18 protein-coding genes are annotated in these 18,424 nt (G+C 68.4%); 9 read left to right on the top strand and 9 right to left on the bottom strand.

Features of this window, described 5'->3' with window-relative positions:
- The first annotated feature begins 308 nt into the window (after positions 1-308).
- The 6 genes from E0H92_RS19205 (at position 309) to E0H92_RS19230 (ending at position 5,064) form a co-directional block, all read left to right on the top strand.
- Complete coding sequence (locus tag E0H92_RS19205; RefSeq protein WP_131497147.1) at positions 309-908, top strand: hypothetical protein; 600 nt, start codon at positions 309-311, stop codon at positions 906-908.
- A 467-nt stretch (positions 909-1,375) separates the two neighbouring features.
- Positions 1,376-1,891, top strand: coding sequence for an ATP/GTP-binding protein (locus tag E0H92_RS19210; protein WP_131497148.1), 516 nt, complete (start codon positions 1,376-1,378; stop codon positions 1,889-1,891).
- A gap of 704 nt (positions 1,892-2,595) precedes the next feature.
- On the top strand, positions 2,596-3,003 hold the full coding sequence (locus E0H92_RS19215; RefSeq protein WP_131462294.1) for a hypothetical protein: 408 nt from the start codon (positions 2,596-2,598) through the stop codon (positions 3,001-3,003).
- 5 nt (positions 3,004-3,008) lie between these two features.
- Positions 3,009-3,779 (top strand): PIN domain-containing protein, encoded by a 771-nt coding sequence (locus E0H92_RS19220; protein ID WP_165549834.1) that lies wholly within the window; start codon positions 3,009-3,011, stop codon positions 3,777-3,779.
- 107 nt (positions 3,780-3,886) lie between these two features.
- Positions 3,887-4,303, top strand: a complete 417-nt coding sequence (locus E0H92_RS19225) for a hypothetical protein (protein ID WP_131497150.1) — start codon at positions 3,887-3,889, stop codon at positions 4,301-4,303.
- Positions 4,300-5,064, top strand: a complete 765-nt coding sequence (locus tag E0H92_RS19230; protein WP_131497151.1) for a PIN domain-containing protein — start codon at positions 4,300-4,302, stop codon at positions 5,062-5,064. Before E0H92_RS19225 ends, E0H92_RS19230 begins: the two co-directional genes overlap by 4 nt.
- Before the next feature lie 18 nt (positions 5,065-5,082).
- Here the strand turns inward: E0H92_RS19230 and recO are convergent, their stop codons facing one another.
- From recO to E0H92_RS19245, 3 genes are read right to left on the bottom strand one after another with little or no spacing between them, the layout of a single operon-like run.
- Positions 5,083-5,826, bottom strand: coding sequence for a DNA repair protein RecO (gene recO / locus E0H92_RS19235; protein WP_131462290.1), 744 nt, complete (start codon positions 5,824-5,826; stop codon positions 5,083-5,085).
- A 12-nt stretch (positions 5,827-5,838) separates the two neighbouring features.
- Positions 5,839-6,675 carry an SDR family oxidoreductase gene (locus tag E0H92_RS19240; protein WP_131497152.1) on the bottom strand — a complete coding sequence of 279 codons (837 nt, stop codon included), beginning with the start codon at positions 6,673-6,675 and terminating at the stop codon, positions 5,839-5,841.
- Entirely contained in the window at positions 6,672-7,661 is a 990-nt protein-coding gene (locus tag E0H92_RS19245) for an aldo/keto reductase (protein ID WP_131497153.1), read from the bottom strand. The genes E0H92_RS19240 and E0H92_RS19245 overlap by 4 nt, the downstream gene beginning before the upstream one ends.
- A gap of 149 nt (positions 7,662-7,810) precedes the next feature.
- Between E0H92_RS19245 and E0H92_RS19250 the strand changes: the two genes are divergently transcribed.
- From E0H92_RS19250 to E0H92_RS19260, 3 genes are read left to right on the top strand one after another with little or no spacing between them, the layout of a single operon-like run.
- Positions 7,811-10,870: an FtsX-like permease family protein gene (locus E0H92_RS19250; protein WP_131497154.1), complete on the top strand. Its 3,060-nt coding sequence runs from the start codon at positions 7,811-7,813 to the stop codon at positions 10,868-10,870.
- Positions 10,867-11,694: an ABC transporter ATP-binding protein gene (locus E0H92_RS19255; protein ID WP_131497155.1), complete on the top strand. Its 828-nt coding sequence runs from the start codon at positions 10,867-10,869 to the stop codon at positions 11,692-11,694. Before E0H92_RS19250 ends, E0H92_RS19255 begins: the two co-directional genes overlap by 4 nt.
- Positions 11,691-12,338 (top strand): ABC transporter ATP-binding protein, encoded by a 648-nt coding sequence (locus E0H92_RS19260; protein ID WP_131497156.1) that lies wholly within the window; start codon positions 11,691-11,693, stop codon positions 12,336-12,338. Before E0H92_RS19255 ends, E0H92_RS19260 begins: the two co-directional genes overlap by 4 nt.
- On the opposite strand, the gene E0H92_RS19265 is transcribed toward E0H92_RS19260, so the two are convergent.
- The 6 genes from E0H92_RS19265 to E0H92_RS19290 all read right to left on the bottom strand — a co-directional run bounded on the left by E0H92_RS19265 (position 12,297) and on the right by E0H92_RS19290 (position 18,422).
- Entirely contained in the window at positions 12,297-12,599 is a 303-nt protein-coding gene (locus E0H92_RS19265) for an SAV_915 family protein (protein ID WP_131497157.1), read from the bottom strand. The two genes, E0H92_RS19260 and E0H92_RS19265, sit on opposite strands and share 42 nt — an antisense overlap.
- A 63-nt stretch (positions 12,600-12,662) precedes the next feature.
- Complete coding sequence (locus tag E0H92_RS19270; RefSeq protein WP_131497158.1) at positions 12,663-14,114, bottom strand: bifunctional GNAT family N-acetyltransferase/NUDIX hydrolase; 1,452 nt, start codon at positions 14,112-14,114, stop codon at positions 12,663-12,665.
- A 42-nt stretch (positions 14,115-14,156) separates the two neighbouring features.
- Complete coding sequence (locus tag E0H92_RS19275) at positions 14,157-16,019, bottom strand: ABC transporter substrate-binding protein (RefSeq protein ID WP_131497159.1); 1,863 nt, start codon at positions 16,017-16,019, stop codon at positions 14,157-14,159.
- A 59-nt stretch (positions 16,020-16,078) separates the two neighbouring features.
- Positions 16,079-16,285, bottom strand: coding sequence for a hypothetical protein (locus E0H92_RS19280; RefSeq protein ID WP_131497160.1), 207 nt, complete (start codon positions 16,283-16,285; stop codon positions 16,079-16,081).
- Positions 16,285-17,346 carry an ABC transporter ATP-binding protein gene (locus E0H92_RS19285; protein ID WP_131497161.1) on the bottom strand — a complete coding sequence of 354 codons (1,062 nt, stop codon included), beginning with the start codon at positions 17,344-17,346 and terminating at the stop codon, positions 16,285-16,287. The genes E0H92_RS19280 and E0H92_RS19285 overlap by 1 nt, the downstream gene beginning before the upstream one ends.
- Positions 17,343-18,422, bottom strand: coding sequence for an ABC transporter ATP-binding protein (locus E0H92_RS19290; RefSeq protein ID WP_131462279.1), 1,080 nt, complete (start codon positions 18,420-18,422; stop codon positions 17,343-17,345). The genes E0H92_RS19285 and E0H92_RS19290 overlap by 4 nt, the downstream gene beginning before the upstream one ends.
- Positions 18,423-18,424 lie beyond the last annotated feature (2 nt).

Below are 18,424 nucleotides of genomic sequence, written 5' to 3' on the forward strand. Positions count from 1 at the left end.
CGCGCCCGCCCCGCCCCTTCACGCCCCCTCTTTGTGCACCAGATCCGCGCCGACGGGCCCACCCCGTACGGACTGGATGCACAAAGTCACCCACCCAACCCAACGCCCGAGTCCCGCGCCCCTCCCGCCTACCACACCGGCCGCCGATCGCGCCGAGGTACGGGGCGCACCAGCCTTTCTCCCACCTGCCACAGACGGCTCACTACCCGTAACTGCAACAACCTGCAACCTGTGGATAACCCACCCCGCCGAACACCCTCCGTATGCCACCCTTACACCAACAGCACCCAAGAACGGAGCCCCACCACATGCCCCGCCGTCCGCTTCTCGCCGCCGCAGCCACCCTCAGCACCCTCACCCTGCTGACCGCCTGCAACGGCTCCCCCGAAGCCGGCCGGCCCAACACAACCCCCACCACCCCAACCCCAACACCAACCGCACCATCCACCCCAACGTGGACCGCGGAAGAGCAAACAGCAATCACTGCTGCCAAAGCGAGGTACATCGCGGCGAGAACCGCTGTCGGCAACGCGTTCAAACAACCGGCCAAGGCCAACGTCTCCGTGCTCGCACTCGCTGGAAACGGAGGCACCTGGGCCACGACAGTCGCTGCCCAGCTCGACTTCCAAGTGAAGAACGGCTGGTACCAGACGGGCGACGCAACGATCACCGGGCTCGCGGTCCGGTCCGTGAATCTCAAACTCGCGCAGCCAGAAGTCAGGCTCACCAGCTGCATCGACAGCTCGCAGGTCGTGGACCGGTACCAAGCCAACGGCAAACCGGTCCCGATCGAGGGCGACAACGGCAGCCGTCACAGATTCGAATCGCGCCTCATCTACGGGAAGAGCGCCCGAACAGGACGGAACATGTGGTTTCTCGTGGACGAGAAGACGACGAAGACATGTTAACCCGCCTTGCGCGCTCGATCGCGCCCGTGTCTGTGCTGCTCTTGTCGGTCTCGGCCCCGACTGCCGCGGCGGATCCAACTACGCCTGTCCCTACCGAGACTCATTTAGAGAAGGTCTGCGACGTCAACGGGAAGTGTAAGTACGTCACCAAATCAAATGTGACCCTGCCCGGAAAACCCGGGAAACCGGGAACTGATGGGCAAGGAGGGAAGCAGATCAAGCGCGAGTGCGAGTTCCACGGCGCTTCGCAGTCTTGCACCTCCAATCTCGGGAATTGGTCGAACTCCGAGCAGTGCTACATGCGTTTGGAGGACCCGCAGCCACCTCCCGGAGATTGGCGTTGGCGCGGTCACACGGATGGAACCGTCTGGGCCTGTCTCCGGGAGCAGGGGTATGACGAAGGCAAGCATCTCGTCACCAAATGGGTATGGATGCCCGGCAGGCCCGAAACAGTGGCGGTCGATCCAGTGACCTTGGCCTACAAGGCCATCGCCGAGATGCAACTTGCGCCGCCGTTGATCAAGACCGCTCCCGGCATGGGCCAGATCGGGCTGGTCAACCTACCGGTCTGGTTGTGGGTGACGAAGACGGAGAACACCTGGGGACCGATCGTGCGGTCGGCGAGTGTGCCGGGCTTGTCGGTTACGGCGACGGCTCAGGTGAAGGCGATCAACTGGTCCATGGGGGACGGTAAGACGGTTCGATGTGAGGGGCCGGGGACGCCGTACGACAAGTCGATGGGGGTGAAGAGTTCGCCTACCTGTGGGCATCGGTATGTGAAGACGTCGGAGAAGTTGGCGAAGTGCAAGTATCCGGTGACCGCGGTCGCGCAATGGGACATCACCTGGCAGAGCACGCTGGGCGACGGCGGCCAGATCTCCATGACCCAGCAGGCCGCCACCCAACTCCGCATCGGCCAAGCAGTCCCAGTCCTGGTCGACCCCAACGGCGCCCCCGCAACACCCACCACAGCCACTTGCTGAGGCAGTCCGGGGACGTACCAATTGCTCTTACCTGCGCTGGAGCGGCTGGCAGGCCAACATACCGCCGCCCGGCGGCGGCACCCACTGCACGATCCCGCGCCATACCGACGCCGTACGACGACCAAGCCCGCAGCCAGGCCGCCTTCACCGGGTGATTCGAAGGTGGTCGGTCGTTGCCCTCCGCAAAGGATGCCGTTGGACCCTTCGGAGCGGCAACCACCTCTGGGGAGTTATCCACAAGGGACGAGTGATCCACGCGCGATCGTGCGGTGGGCGACTAAAATCCATGCATGTTTGAGCCGACGACGGACGCGCGGATCTACCTGCTGGATGAGGACGATCGGCGGGTCGTGCCGGATGGGCCTGCGGTGATTGGGCGCTGATCGACGCGATGGCTGAGGGGCAGGAACTTCGGGGGTTTGCGGTGGCGCTCAATGCGGTGGTGCCAGAGGGGCAGCGCGGGAGCTCTCCAGTGTTGACGGTGAGCCAGCGGGGCACCGCCCAGTACGCCGCCTTCAAGGGCGTGGTCGAGCCGGGTGTGCCAGAGGCGCCCGTAACGGCTCGGGAGGCCCGGAGCACGGGTGGCGACATGGTGTGGAGAAGGGCACGGGCGCCGAGCAGGATCGATAGGAGCTCGGGTGGTCCGCACGGGCCCCCTACGGAGAGTACGGGGTTGGGACCTGGGGGGCGGTTAGGATTTGGGTATGGCTGGACCGACTACTGATGCGCGGATCTATCTGTTGGACGAGGACGATCGGCGGATCGTGCCGGGTGGGGCTGGGCCTGCGGTGGTTGGGCCGGATGGGACGCGGGAGGAGATTCCGCCGGCGGCGTACCGGGCTCTGCAGCATGTGATCGAGGCGATGCGGGCGGGGCAGGCGGTCAAGGTTGTGCCGCTCCGTACGGAGCTGCCGATCGACGAGGCCGCTGATGCGATCGCTACGGGGCGCGACGAACTCCGCAAGCACGTCGCCCAAGGGGACATTCCGTTTCGGTCCTCGGAGTACGTCGATTGGGTGCGCCTGGCTGACGTCATCAACTGGGACATCGCGCGCCGCGAACGCCGGAGTGCGATCCTCGACGAGATGTTCGCGGACGAAGAAGAGGAGTAGGCGGCGTGCCCGAGTCACCACCGTATTCGCCCCAGTCCGGACGACCCGAGCGCGCATTTCTGGACGCGAACGTGATTCGCGGCCAGCAAACCACCGACGTCCTGCTGTCGTTGGCCGACAATGACGTCTTCCAGCCCCGCTGGACCGAGCACGTGATCGACGAGATGCGCCGCAACCGGCCGCCGGGGCTGTCGGAGAAGGCGATCGACCGGCGGATCGGCATGATGAACGGCGCCTTCGAGGACGCGATGACGGAGGCGCCTCCGCAGGCGTTGCAGGACGAGATGCAGGCGGATCAGAAGGACAAGCATGTGCTGGCGGGAGCCGTGCACAGTGAGTCGGATGTGCTGGTCACCAACAACCTGAAGGACTTCGACCCGCCGTCGAGCGGGCCGAACGCGATGCGTGTCGAGGGCCTCAACCAGTTCCTCAACCGCAAGCTCGAGGAGGACCCGCAGCGCGTTCAGCAGGGCCTGCAGAAGATGCTGGACCGGAGCCGGCGGGAGCCGAAGACGATGTCGGCGTTGATCGACACGATGGCTCAGGGCGAGGAACTTCAGGGGTTTGCGCAGAAGCTCAACACTGTCGTGCCGCCGGAGCAGCGTGGGACCGCGCCGGTGTTGACGGCGAACGAGCGGGGTTCTGCGCAGCGCGCCGCGTTTGAGGGAGTGGCTGGGCCCGGCAAACCTCAGGCGCCGGCCTCGGCACCTGAGGCACGCAAGGCAGGCGACTCGAAGTCCGCTGAACGCATGAAGGGCGCCGAGCAGGAGCAGTAGCTCCAGAAGGCCGTCATCAGACGGGAAGCGTGGCTTCCTAACTCGCGTTATCCACAATCGCGAAGATCCAGCCTGGCGCGGGATCTCTGGCGACTAGGATTTTGCGCATGTTTCGGCCTGAGATGGACTCGCGGATCTACCTGCTGGACGAGGACGACCGGACCACTGCGCCCGACGCCCCGGCGGTGATCGGGCCGAGCGGGGAGCGGGAGAACATCCCGCCGGCCGTGTTTCGGGTGATTCAGCACGTGCTCGAGGCGATGCGGGCCGGCAGAGCCGTCAAGATCGTCCCGCTGCGGACTGAGCTGCCGATCGACGAGGCGGCGGACGCGATCGGAATGGGGCGCGACGACTTGCGAAAGGACGTGTCCCACGGCGCCATCCCGTTCCGGTCCAGCCAGTACGTCGACTGGGTACGGTTGGTCGACGTTATCGAGTTGGACAACAGGCGCTACGCCGAGCAGCAGGCCGCGTTGGACGAACTGATGGGCGGCGATCCTGCCGATGACGACCAACAGTCGTGACCGAGACCGAGCGACCGGGGCCTCCGGGTGTCGAGCGCGCCTTTCTCGACGCCAACGTGATCCGAGGTCAGCTCACCACCGACGTTCTGCTGTCGATCGCCGGCCGCAAGGCCTTCGATCCCCGCTGGACTCAGAAGGTCATCGACGAGATGCGTCGCAACCGTCCGCCTGGACTGCCCGAGGCGGACATCGACAGGCGTATCACAACGATGAACCGTGCGTTCCCCTATGCGATGACCGAAGCCCCGCCGCAGCGTTTGCAGGAAGAGATGGCGGCCGATCCGAAGGACAAACACGTCCTGGCAGGTGCGGTGCACAGCCAGTCGCGCGTACTTGTGACCGACAACCTCAAGGACTTCGACGCGCCGTCGAGCGGGCCGCACGCCATGCGCGTCGAGAGTCTCAACCAATTCCTGGTCCGGAAGCTCGAGGAGGACCCGCAGCGGGTGCAGGAGGGTCTGCAGGCCATGCTGGATCGTAATCGGCGGGAGCCGAAGACGATGTCGGCGTTGATCGACACGATGGCTCAGGGCGAGGAACTTCAGGGGTTTGCGCAGAAGCTCAACACTGTCGTGCCGCCGGAGCAGCGTGGGACCGCGCCGGTGTTGACGGCGAACGAGCGGGGTTCTGCGCAGCGCGCCGCGTTCGAGGGAGTGGCTGGGCCCGGCAAACCGCAGGCGCCGGCCTCGGCACCTGAGGCGCGCAAGGCGGGCGACTCGAAGTCCGCTGAACGCATGAAGGGCGCCGAGCAGGAGCAGTAGCCGGCGAGGTGTGGGCGGTCAGCTTGCTCCGGAGGTCAGGTCCAGGTGGGGTAGGGAGCGGAGCTGGTTTTCTTGGTGGTAGGCGAAGAAGGCGGCTATCAGGCCGGTGGATTCTCGGCGGGTTCGAGGGTCGGCTTGGAGGGCGGTGGGCCAGTCTCCGGTGAGGAGGGCGGCCAGGTGGGTGACGGTGGCCTGGGAGGGCATGGCTGAGGCGGGTGGGCGGCAGGTGGTGCAGACCATGCCGCCGGCGGCGGGGTTGAAGGCGCGGTGGGGGCCTGGTTCGCCGCAGCGGGCGCAGTCGTCGAAGGACGGCGCGTAGCCGGAGATCGCCAAGGACCTCAGCAAGAAGGAATCCAGGACCAGGGCGGGTTCGCGTTCGCCGGTGGACAGGACGCGGAGAGCGCCGGCCAGGAGCAGGTGCTGCTGGGTGGCGGGTTCCTTCTCCTCGACGACGAGGCGGTCGGCGGTCTCGAGCAGGACGGTGCCGGTGGTGTACCGCGCATAGTCCCCCACGATTCCCTCACCGTACGCCGCGATCGACTCGGCCTGCGTGACTACATCCAACGTCCGCCCGGTGGCGAGCTGCAGGTCGACGTGGCTGAACGGCTCGAGTCGGGCACCGAAGCGTGACGATGTCCGCCGGACGCCCTTGGCGACCGCGCGGACCTTGCCGTTGGCGCGGGTCAGCAGCGTGGCGATCCGGTCCGCCTCACCCAGTTTCTGGGTGCGCAGCACGATCGCCTGATCCCGGTAGAGCGGCACGACGTCAGTGTCTCACCCGCGACCGACATACTCCTCAAGGCCGATCGGCGGCCGCCCGGTGATGTCGGCGACAGCGGTCGAGACGTGGCCCATCTCGCCGCTGGCGATGGCCGCGTACGACGTGACCCACCCGGCCACCTCCCACGGGGCCGCGCCGTAGGACTCGCGGGACCGGTAGGCCTCGTCGAGCGTCTCGGCCTCGTACCGCACCTTCCGGCCCCAGGCCCCGGTCAGCACCGCCGCCGCCTCGGCGAGGGTGAACGCCGACGGGCCGGTGAGGTCATAGGTGGCACCCAAGTGCTCATCAGCACCGGAGGAGGCGGTGCGGAGGACCGAAGCGGCGACGGACGCCACGTCGTCGCGCGCGACCGCGGCGACCCGCCCGTCCCCCGCCGGCCCGCGGATCACGTCGTCCGACCCCACGAACCCGGGCACGAAGTCGAGGTACAGGTTGTCGCGCAGGAACGTGAAGTCGACCCCGGTCGACCGGATGTGCTCCTCGGTGTGCCAGTGGTCCCGCGCGAACGTGAAGGTCGCACCCGGCGCCGCCCCGACGAACGAGGTGTAGACGATCCGCCGCACACCAGCGGCCACCGCAGCGTCAACCGTTGCCTTGTGCAACGCCACCCGGTCCGCCGACTCCGTTGCGCTCAGCAACATCAGTACGTCGACGCCGTCCAGCGCCGACAGCAGCGCCGCGTGCTCGCCGTACGCCGCCTGCGCGACCGAGGCACCCGGCACCGACGGGGCCCGCGCCGGGTCCCGCACGATCAGCCGCAGCGGTACGCCGGTCAGCCGCGCGACGATCCGGGATCCGAGCTGTCCGGTCGAACCGGTGACGCCGATCACTTGCCCACCAGGTCCATCCCGCCCTGGCCGTACCGCTGCCCGGACACCGCGTCCGGCGGGAACGCCTCGTCCAGTGCGGCCAGCTCGTCGGCGGTCAACGTGACGTCCAGCGCGCCGAGGTTCTCCCGCAAGTACGTCTGCCGCTTCGTCCCCGGGATCGGCGCCACGTCATTGCCCTGCGCAAGCAACCACGCGAGCGCCAGCTGGCCGGGCGTCACGCCCTTCGAGGCGGCCAGCGACTGTACCTGCGCGACCAGGTCCAGGTTCCGCTGGAAGTTCTCGCCCTGGAACCGCGGTAGCCCGCGCCGCATGTCGTCCTCAGGGAAGTCCTCCGGAGACTTGATCTGCCCGGTGAGGAACCCCCGCCCGAGCGGGCTGAACGGGACGAATCCGACGCCCAGCTCACGCAACGTCGGCAGGACGACGGTCTCCGGGTCCCGCGTCCACAACGACCACTCGCTCTGGACGGCGGTGATCGGGTGTACGGCGTGCGCCGCCCGCACCGTCTCACCGTTGACCTCGGACAGCCCGAGGTACCGCACCTTGCCCGCCTCGACCGCGGCGGCCATCGCTCCGACGGTATCTTCGATCGGCACCTGCGGATCGCGGCGGTGCAGGTACCACAGGTCGATGTGGTCGACGCCGAGACGGCGCAGCGAGGCGTCCAGGGCCTGAGCGACGTACGCCGGGGAACCGTCGACGACTGTCGGCACCGCCGAGGCCGAGGCCGGGCGTTTGAAGCCGAACTTGGTCGCGAGCACGACCTGGTCGCGGCGGCCGGCGAGCCCGCGGCCGACGAGCTCCTCGTTCTCGCCGTCGCCGTACACGTCGGCGGTGTCGATGAAGGTGCAGCCCGCGTCGATGGCCGCGTGCAGCGTCGCGATGGACTCGGAGTCGTCGGCGCGGACGCCGTACGACTGGGACATCCCCATGCAGCCGAGGCCGAGGGCCGAGACGGTCAGGTCACCGAGCTGGGATTCACGCATGCCCCGAACCTACCGCCGCTGCGTGTTCCGCGGCGCAAAGGGCCCCGGGATTCCTGTCTGGACAACATTAATGTGACATTTTTCCGCCACCCGGTCCGGCGACCGCAACATTCCGTACATTCGGCGAGCGACCGAAGGCTGGGGGTGGAATGTACGTACGACGGGCGCTGCGGTACCGCTGGGCACAGGCCCTGGTACTGGCCGGTGTCAGCCTGCTGATCGGTACCTGTGCGGTGTTCGGGCCGTGGTTCGCGCGGGCGGTCGAGCAGACCGTGATGACCGAGACCCTGGCCGGGCAGCCGCTGCAGGCGTCGTGGCTGATCGTCTCCCAGCAGCCCGGCGTACGGCCGGAGCAGCTCGACCAGCTAGTGCCCGCCGACCTCCGGCCGCTCTTCACACCGCCCGTGCACGGCTCCTACAGCGACGCCTCGTGGCGCGTCCGGGCAGACGACGACGCGAACTCCACCCGGCTGCGCTGGCGGGACGGGTACTGCGCGCAACTCGTGGTGACCGAGGGTCGCTGCCCGCAGGCGTCCCACGAGGTGATCGTCTCGGCCGTCGACAAGTCGGCCTGGGACCTGGGCATCGGTACGAAGCTGCGAACCGAAGCCGACGGGGCGTCCGGCGCCTTGCTGACCGTCGTCGGCTTCTACCGCCCGAAGGAGAGCCGCGGCAACTACTGGTTCGGCGACTACCCGACCGGGCACTCGCGGCCGGCGTCCGCCAAGGACCCGGGCTGGGCCGACGAGATGTTCACCGAGCCGACGACGATCACCCAGCCACGGGTCACCTCGGACACCCGCCCGAGACCGGGTGTGGCCAGGCTGGACGACCTGTCCCGCCTGCAGGACGCCACCCGCACCGTCAACGGGAACGCCAGGGAGCTCGGCGTCCCGGCGGACGTGACGACCTCGCTGACTCCGCTGATCGACCAGATCCAGGCGGACCGGAAGCAGGCCACCACGATCATCCCGCTCGTGATGGTGCAGGTCGCGTTGTTCGCGGTCGTCGTACTGGCGCTTGCGCTCGCGGCCGTGGTCGACCAGCGGCGGCCCGAGATCGCGCTCTCCCGGTTGCGCGGGAAGCCGGTACGCCGGACCCATCGCGTGCTCGCCCTCGAACTGGGCCTGCCGGTGCTCGCCGGAACGCTCGTCGGCGGAGCGCTCGGCTTCGGCGTACTGACGGTCGTCCGCCTGACCTGGTTGCGGCGCGGCGCCCCGATGGAACTCCCGTGGACCGTCCCGGTCGCTCTCGTCGCCGCCGTCGCCGTCGCGCTCATCGTGGTCCTGCTCCAGGTCCGTACGGCGGTACGCCAGCCGATCTCGAACTTGCTGCGCCGGGTCGCCCCGCGCGGACGCGGCCGAATGATCGGTGTCGCCGACCTGTGCATCATCGTGTTCGCCGCGGCCGGCCTGTTCGCCGCGCTGACCGGTGACGGCCGCGGACCGTTCCCGATCCTCACGCCGGCGCTCCTGGCGCTCGCGGTGGGTCTGATCTTCGCGCACCTGTTGCTACCGATCGCCGGGCTGATCAGCCGCCAGGCCGTCCGCCGCGGGCGGCTAGGGCTCGCGCTCGGCACCTTGCAGATCTCCCGCCGTCCAGCGGTGACCCGGATCGTCGCCGCGGTCGCGGTGGCCGCCGCGCTGCTCACGTTCGCGGGCCAGGCCGCCGCGGTCGGCGCCCGCAACCGCGAGACCCGCTCCGGCTACGAGACCGGCGCGGAGGGCGTACTGCGGATGAACAGCCTGTACCTCGCGGACTTCCTTGCCGCGGTCAACAAGATCGACCCGGACCGGCGCCAGCTCACCCCCGTGGTGATCTCCCGGCCTGCGTCGCCCGACGCGCTGAAGTCGGAGATGATCGAACCGGACAGCTTCCGGAAGATCGCGTTCCGCGGCGACCAGCTCACCGACGCCGAAGGCTGGAAGCAGCTGAAGGCCCCGAGCACCCCCGCGCCGATCGAGATCCGGAGCACGCAGCTGACCGTCACGGTCTCGACCGGCGCGATCAAAGCCAAGATCGCCAAGGACACGGGCGGACAGCAGATCGGCAGCGGTCAGCCGAAGTCCGTCGTACTGCGGGCGAATGTGGTCAGCCACCGCGACGGCTCGCGCTACCTGGTCTCGTTCCCGCCGCTGCCGCTCCCGGCGACCAAGCCGGTCGAGCTGCGCACCCCGGTCGAGTGTCAGGCCGGCTGCGACCTGATCCGGTTGGGCATCGGCCGGGAGCCGCTCGACCCGATCGGTCTGGAAGGCCACCTGGTGATCAGCAAGATCTCCAGCGACGACCGTCCGAGCATCACGCTCGGCTCCCCGGAGTCCTGGCAGCCGTTCCGGCCGGTCGGGTCGGATCAGGGTTCGGTCGCGGCCAAGCCGGGCGGCGCGCTGACGATCGCGATGCAGAGCTTCGGCGCCGATCAGTTCCTGCAGTACGGGACCGTCCCGGCGGCCGTACCGGCACTGGTCACCCCGGAGTTCCGGTACGCCGACAACGTCACGACGAGCCCCGCGATCGACAACAGCCCGATGACCCTGACCAGGATCGACCGGCTGCGCGCTCCCGTGAACAGGTACGGCGACCGCACCGCCGTCGTCGACCTAGAGACCGTACGGCGACTCGGTGGCGCTGTGGACGAGGTCCGGACCGACTTCGAGATCTGGCTGAACAAGGACGGTCTGGCGAACGTCGACACGATCACCGAGCAGCTCGCGAAGGCCGGTCTCACCGCGGAGCTGGTGGATCGTCGCGACGACCGGATCGCGTCGTACGGGCGTTCGGCGAGCGCTCTCGCGCTGCAGCTGACCCCTGTGGTCGGGATCGCGGCGTGGATCCTCGCGATCGTCGTACTGCTGCTCACCGTCGTCACGTCCTGGCGCTCGCGGGCCCAGGACTACGCGAGCCTGCAGCTCACCGGCGTACGTGCGACCGCGACGGGACGGGCCGCCCGCTGGGAGCAGACCGGCCCGGTCACGCTGGCCGTCCTGCTCGGGACGGTCTGTGGCCTGGTCGGCGCGCAGGTGGCACTTCCGCTGATCCCGCTGTTCGCCAACAGCGACGGGCCGATGCCGCTCGACCACAGCACCAGTTGGCCGGTGGCGATCGCGCTCTGGCTCGGAGGTACGGCGATCCTCGCAGCCGCGACCCTGTTCCTCGGCAGCGGCGTCAACAGACGCTCCAGCTACACCCGGATCCGGGAGGAGCTCACATGACCGGATTGGCGATCAGTACGACGGGACTCGTGCACATCTACCGGGCGCACGGGCATGATGTCGCGGCGCTGTCCGGGATCGGAATCAGTGTTCGGCCCGGTGAGCTCGTCGGGCTGCTCGGGCCTTCCGGTGCCGGGAAGTCGACGCTGCTGCAGGTGTGCGGCGGCCTGCTGACACCCAGTGCGGGGCGGCTGCAGATCGGCGAGCACAACGTCGCGACAATGACCGAGACGGAGCTCGACCGGATGCGTTCCGGCGACGTCGGCATCGTGCTGCAGGGCGCCGGCCGCAACCTCGTCCCGTACCTGACCCCCGGCGAGAACATCCGGTACGCACAGGAGGCCGCACCGCGCGGCCGCGACCTCCCGGCACCGGAGGCGATTCTCGAACTCGTTGGCCTGGGCAACCAGGTGGACACGCCGCTGACCCAGCTCGCGCCCGGCCAGATCCAGCTCTGCGCGGTCGCGGTCGGGATCGCGACGATGCCCGGCCTGCTGCTCGCCGACGAGCCGACCAGCCAGCTCGACCACCATGCCCGCGACGACGTACTCGCGGCGCTCCGCACGATCAACACCGAGACCGGGATGACGGTGCTGCTGGTCACACACGACCCGGAGGTCGCGGCGACCCTCCCCCGGACGATCACCATCCGGGACGGCCGGATCGCCTCCGAGGGCAGGTCGGGCGAGGAGTACGCCGTCGTCGCGGTCGACGGATCCCTTCCGCTGCCGCCGCACGTCGCCGAACTGCTGCCGGCCGGGACCCTCGTCCAGGTCACCACCGACAACGGCAAGATCCAGATCACCCCCGTGGAGCAAGAATGATCACACTCAGCCAGGTGACGGTCCGCTACGGCGACGTGACCGCGGTATCGGACGTGTCGTTCACCGTCCCGCCCGGGTTCGTGCTCGCGGTCAGCGGCCCGTCCGGCGCCGGGAAGAGTTCGTTGCTGTGGGCAATCGCCGGCGCGGTCCCGGTGACGAAAGGGCAGGTCGAGGTCGACGGTCTGGTGATCAAGGACCGGCCCGCCGCCGCAGCGCACGGCGTCGTCCTGATCCCGCAGGGCAACGGGCTCGCGCGGGTACTGACCGCGCGCGAGAACCTGTCGTTCCCGTTGCGGGCCGAACAGAACCCGGCCGGCGACGTCGACCGAAGGATCGAGGAGGCGCTCAAGGGCGTCGGCTTGGAGGAGAGCGGGGACCACCTGGTCGAGGAGCTGTCCGGTGGCGAGCAGCAGCGCGTCGCGGTGGCGCGCGGGATCGCCCAACAGGGCCGGGTGATCCTCGCCGACGAGTCCACCAGCGAGCTCGACAGTAGCAACCGCGAACGCGTCCTCGAACTCCTGCACGACCAGGCCCGCCGCGGCGCCGCCGTCGTGATCGCGACCCACGACCCGAACGTCGCCGACAGCGCCGACGGTCACGCGCTAATGGACGAGGGCAGGCTCAGCTGGGTACGTCGGCTGTGAGAGCGGACCTGAGTCGGGCCCGACCCGCGAAGGGTCGAGCTGGATCCTGGTGACACCGAGCGGCGCCAGCGTCTCGCGCAACGCCTCCTCGGTCAGGCGCATCCATTCCTGCTGGGCTCCGGACGCGCCGCGGAGGTTCGCGAGGCTGGTGAACGCGATGCCGACCCGGCGGCCGTCGGGCAGCCGCCCGATCCGGGGCGCGGCGATGTCGCCGAGGGAGTGCACGGGAACGAACCAGTCAGTGGTATGCCGAGGCTTCACATCTCGAAGCTAGGCGTTCTCGGCGCCCGGAACTCCTTTTCTCGCACAGTTCGCACAGGTCTCTCACAGGCCGAGCGGGGTGGTCGGTGGACCGCTCGTCAGCACCTGCCGGAGCAGGTCCGGCAGGTTCCGGGGGCCGAAGCGCCCATCGTGCTCGTCGAGCTCGGCGAGTGTCCACCAGCGCATGCCGTGGACGTTCTCGGCCCGGAGCTCCTCGGCGGTCATCGACCCGGCCGGATCGAAATGGTCCGTGCGGATCAGGAAGGTGTCGTTGAGGACGCCGTCGTAGCCGGTGGCGTGGCCCTCGGCAACTACTTCCTCGTGCCACAGGTGCGGCGGGTCGGCGAAGTCTCGCAGACCGACCTCCTCGACGAGTTCACGCCGCAGACCCTCGATCACGGTTTCACCGGCTTCGAGGCCGCCGCCCGGAGTCGCCCACAGCGGCCCGTCGTCGAACTCGAAGCGGACCAGCAGGATGCGGTCGTCAGGGTCGAGGATCAGGCCGCGCGCCGCCGGGCGGAGGCTGGGCAGGCGGAGCTCCAGTTCTCGGTGCTGCTCGACCGCGCGGAAGCCGAAGCGGGCGTTGACCTTGCGCATCGGGGCGTTGGTGAGCGCCGTCCACGTGTGCAGATATCGCTGCGTCGTACGGTGTTTGGCCAGTTGCTCGAGATTCGCCAGCTTCAGGTGGGTCCCGAGGTTGTGGCCGCGGTGCTCACGCAGCACCAGGGTGTCGTCCTGCTGAGCGTTCTCGACGTCCCCGCGTGACAGGTAGATCAGCGAGTACCCGGCCGGCTCGCCCGCGTCCGTGTGCGCCATCGTCACCAGGGCGAGGTGCGTCCGGTCGATGCGGACCTCGCTCGCCTCGAGTTTCTCGACCGTCCACGGCACCACCTCACGCGTCATGCCGCCGGTCGGTACGTCGAGGTCCATCGCGGTGTGCAGGTCGGCGTACGCCTGCTGATGCTCCGGCGGACACAGCCCCGCCCAGGAGGTCAGCCGGTACCCGTCCGGTCGCCCCGCCGTGGAGCGCAGTTCCTCCAGGCGCAGGTCGTCGTACGGCAGCGGTACGACGAGGTGCTCCTCGACGTGCTCGAGCTGGAACCCGAGCCGGTCCGCGAACACCGCACCGGGCGACGGATCGGCGGGTACGGCGACCTCGGTCTGGACGATCGTCCTGCCCAGCTGGGCCGACCTGGTCACGGCCCACTGCCACAGCGCCGTCCCGATCCCCCGCCGCCGATGCGCCGGCGGGACGTCGATCTCGACCTCGACCGTGTCGAGATTGTCCTGCAGCCGGTACTCGAACAGCATCGCGCCGAGAACCCGCTCGTCCTCGAACGCGCCGACCGGAATCCGCTGTTTCAAAGGCCCCGGATTGCGCAACGAGAACCCGAGCGCCTCGCGAGCGCCCACCAGCGGAGCCTCGCGCCCGGCCACCGCACCGGCGCGGTGGGCGTCGTACCACTCGTCGAACAGGGCCAGGTCGGCCGGGTCGATCTCGCGAATGCTGATCACCCGGCCGACCCAACCAAACAATCGGGTCAGAACGCCAATCTTTTAGACCGGTGCGACCTTGCCCGAGTACATGCCCATGATCACGAAGTTGTCCGCGTACGGCGCGTTCTTCAGGATCGGGTCGTCGTCCGCCGGGAACTTCGCCACCCGGGTGCCCTCGAGCGCCGGGTTGTTACCGTAGCGCTCCCAGAGCGGGATGATCGGCAGGAGTTCGTTGAACGCCATCGCCGCGGCGGTGATGTTCTTCTTCTGCTCGTCGACGTTCAGGCCCTGCGCCGACTTGTCCACCACGTCCTTGAGGTCGATCGGACCGGCCGAGGTGGTCTGCTTGAGCGGGAAGTTCATGCCCTTGCCGCCGGAGTTCGCCGCGATCACGTAGTTGAACGTGTACAGGTCCTGGACGAACGCGAAGTACGGGTGCGGGTGGCTCGACGCGCCCCAGCCCTGGATCGCGATGTCGAACTTGCCGGCGAGTACGTCGGGGTTCAGCTGGGTGAAGGTGATACCCCGCTTGGTGATGTTGAAGCCGAACTTGTTCAGCTGGTCGGCCGCGTTGGTGGCGGCCGGGTTCCAGTCGGCGAACTCGGTCGGGAACTTGATGTCGTAGGCGGCCGGCTTGCCGTTCGGCAGCATCCACTTGCCGCCGGTCTTCTTCCACCCGGCCTCGGTCAGCAGCGACGTGGCCTTGGCCTCGTCCTTCTCGTACGCCTGCAGCTTCTTCTGGTCCGCGTCCGACACCCAGTCGGGTACGAGGATGTCGGAGAAGCCGGCCATGAACTTGCAGGGCTTGCCGGAGTCGCCGAGGGCGACGGTGCCGTTCTCGTTGCGGTCCAGGACGTAGGCGATCGCCTGCCGGACCTTCGCGTCGGCCAGCTCGGGGTGCGCGGTGTAGTTGAAGACCAGCGACGGACCCGAGTACACCGGCGGCCGGAGGATCCGGAAACCGCTGCCCAGCAGGGTCTTCTCGGTGGCCACCGCGAAACCGTGGGTGGCGTAGTCGACGTCCTTGTTCAGCACGACCGGCGAGATGTCGGACGTCTCACCGTTGTACAGCACGACCTTGGTGAAGCCGATCTTGTCGGCGAACAGGCCCTTGTCGTTCTTGACCAGCGACATCTGCGCGTTGGTCATGCTCTTCACGTCGAAGTTGAACGGACCCGAGACCGGCGCGTTCTCCGGACGGAACTTCTGGAAGTCGCCGTTCAGCTGCTTGCCCTCGGCGCTGTCCAGGCTGGTCTTGGCCTTGCGCATGGTCTCGGCCTTGGTCGCCCACTCGCCGTACATCGAGTCCGGCAGGATGCCGGCACGGAGGATGTAGCGCTCCAGCACGGTGGACGGCGTACCGATGGTGAAGACCACCGTGGTGTCGTCCTTGGCGCTGATGTCGGACAGGAACGTCCACTCCTGCTGGCGCAGCAGCCAGCGCAGGTTGAACGTCGACACGACGTCCTTCGCCGTGACCGGCTTGTCGTCGCTCCACTTCAGGCCGGAGCGCAGCTTCAGGGTGTAGGTCTTGCCCGCCTCGTCCAGGGTCCCGGACTCGGCCATCATCCATTCCCACTTCTTGTCGGCCCAGTAGTACATGCCGGCGCTCGGGTAGACGAGGTCGAAGTACGGGCTGTTGCTGGCCTGGATGCCGTCGGTGACGCCGGCGATCAGGTTGAAGTGACCCTTGGGCGGCAACTGGTACGGGTACGCCCCGTGGAACTCCTTGTTGCCGGACTTTCCGTCGCCTTCGCTGGCGTTCGGCTTGCTCGGCGAGCACGCGGCCGCGGATCCGATGCCGGCCACGCCGACACCGGCGATACCGAAGATCTGGAGCACGTGCCGACGGGAAATCGCGTTGGTCTGGGCGCTCGCGCCCGGCGCGTTATTGCCGGAATCGTTGGTGCCGGTGGGACTCATTCCTTCGTCCTTTCTGGTCTGATCGCACACCGCTGTGCGGTCAGGTACTACTGGTTCGATTAACTACCGCCCTCGCGTTTTTCCCGGCGCCGGGTCAGGACGACTCCGACGACGACCACCAGGCCCAGTAGCAGGCCCAAACACAAGGTGAACAAGGTGACGACGAACTCCGGGGTGCCCGGCGTCAGTGTGAGTAGCAGGACTCCGCTGGCCAGCACCAGGAACGCTGCCCAACTGAGCGCCACTCGGCCCATCTGAGACGGCATCAGGTCCCCGGCTCATCCGGCGGTCCCCCGTCTTCGGCACCGGGTACGCCGTCGCGCGCGACCACATGGCACGCGGCGGACTGTCCGGAGCGGATCGTGGTGAGCTCGGGGACCGCTCCGTCGCACAGCCCGTCCTCGAACTGCGGGCAGCGCGGGTGGAACGAGCACCCGGACGGCAGGTGCGCCAGGCTCGGAATCTCCAGGCTGCGCAGGGATTCGCGGCCCTTGGTCTTGGTCAGGTCCGGGTCCGGCTCGGGGATCGCGTCGATCAGCGCCCGGGTGTACGGGTGCGTCGGCGCGTTGATGATCTTCGGCGTCGGCCCGAACTCGACGATCCGGCCGAGGTACATCACCGCGGTCTTCCCGCGCCAGCCGAAGTACTTCGCGATCGCCAGGTCGTGGGTGATGAACAGGAACCCGACGCCGAGGTCGTCGCGCAGCCGGCCGAGCATCGCGAGCACACTGATCCGGATCGACACGTCCAGCATCGACGTCGACTCGTCGGCGATGATCAGCTTCGGGTCCAGCGTCAGCGCCCGGGCGACGGCGACCCGCTGCCGCTGACCGCCGGACAGCTGGTGCGGGTACTTCGGCAGGTAGTTCTCGGCCGGGGTCAGATCGACCTTCGTCAGCAGCTCGACGGCCCGGTCCGCGGCCTCCTTCTTGCTCTTCACCACTCCGTGCTTGAGCAGCGGCGCGGTGATCGTCTGCTGGATCGTCCGGGTCGGGTTGAGCGAGGCGTACGGGTCCTGGTGGACGTACTGCACGCTGCGCCGGAACGTGGCGAAGTCGTTCCGCTTCATCGACCAGATGTCGGTGCCGTCGAAGGCCACCCGCCCGCTGGTCGGCCGGGCGAGACCCGCCGCCATCCGGGCCGCCGTGGTCTTGCCGGAGCCGCTCTCACCGACCAGGCAGAGCACCTCGCCGGGGTTGACCGACAGGTCGACGTTGTCGACGGCGCGGATCGGGCCGGCCTTGGTGTCGAACACCTGGCTGACGCCGCCCAGCGTCATCAGCGGTGTGCTGCCCGCGGTCTCGGGGGACTTCTCCAGCGCGCTCATGAGGCGGTCCCCATTTCGTCCTGCACCCGGCGTTCGAGGTGCACGTCCTTCCAATGGATACAGGCGGCCTCGTGTGCGTCACCCGGCTCGTCGGTGATCGGGAGCAGCGGCGGGTCGGCCTCTTTGCACTCGTCGGTCGCGTACTTGCAGCGCGGACTGAACGTGCAGCCCGCCGGCAGCGCGGCGAGGCTCGGCGGGCCGCCGGGGATCGACTCCATGTCGGGCAGGTCGCCGACGATCGGCGGTACGGCCTTGATCAGCCCGAGCGTGTACGGGTGCCGCGGCTTGTAGAACATGTCCCGGACGCCGCCGGTCTCGATGATGCGTCCGGCGTACATGGTGGCGACCCGGTCCGCGAGCTCGGCGGCCAGCGACAGGTCGTGGGAGATGAAGATCATCGAGAACCCGAGCCGCTCCCGCACCTCGTGCAGAACGTCGACGACGGACCGCTGGGTGAGGATGTCCAGCGCGGTGGTCGGCTCGTCGAGGATCAGGACCTCGGGTTCGAGCAGCAGGCTCATCGCGATCAGCACGCGCTGCCGCATCCCGCCGGACAACTCGTGCGGGTAGCTGTCCATCACCCGCGACGGCTCCAGCCGCACGAGCCTCAGCAGTTCGCCGGCCCGGTCCTCGATCTCCTGTTTGGTGGCCTTGGTGTGCGCGCGCATCGTGTCGTGCATGTGCGCGCGGATCTTGAGCACCGGGTTGAACGCGTTCATCGCGCCCTGGAACACCATCGCGGCGTCCCGCCAGCGGAACTGCCGCAGGTCCCGGCCGTCCAGGCCGAGGACGTCGATCTCGGTGCCGTCGCCGCGGTTGAAGGTCACCTGGCCGCTGGCGTGCCCGAGCCGCGGCAGCAACCGCAGCAGACCGAGCCCGAACGTCGTCTTACCGCAGCCGCTCTCGCCGACGAGCGCGAGGCTCTCGCCCGGGAACAGGTCCAGGTCGACGCCGCGGACCGCCTGCACCGTCGTACCCGAACCGGTCCGGTACTCGACCTTGAAGTCGCGGATGGACAGCAGTGGCTTGCCCTGGCCGCCGCGCGTCGCGCGGTCACTCGCAGAGGTTGTCGTCATCG

It is taken from the genome of Kribbella speibonae (assembly GCF_004331375.1).
In the GTDB taxonomy this organism is placed as follows: domain Bacteria; phylum Actinomycetota; class Actinomycetes; order Propionibacteriales; family Kribbellaceae; genus Kribbella; species Kribbella sindirgiensis.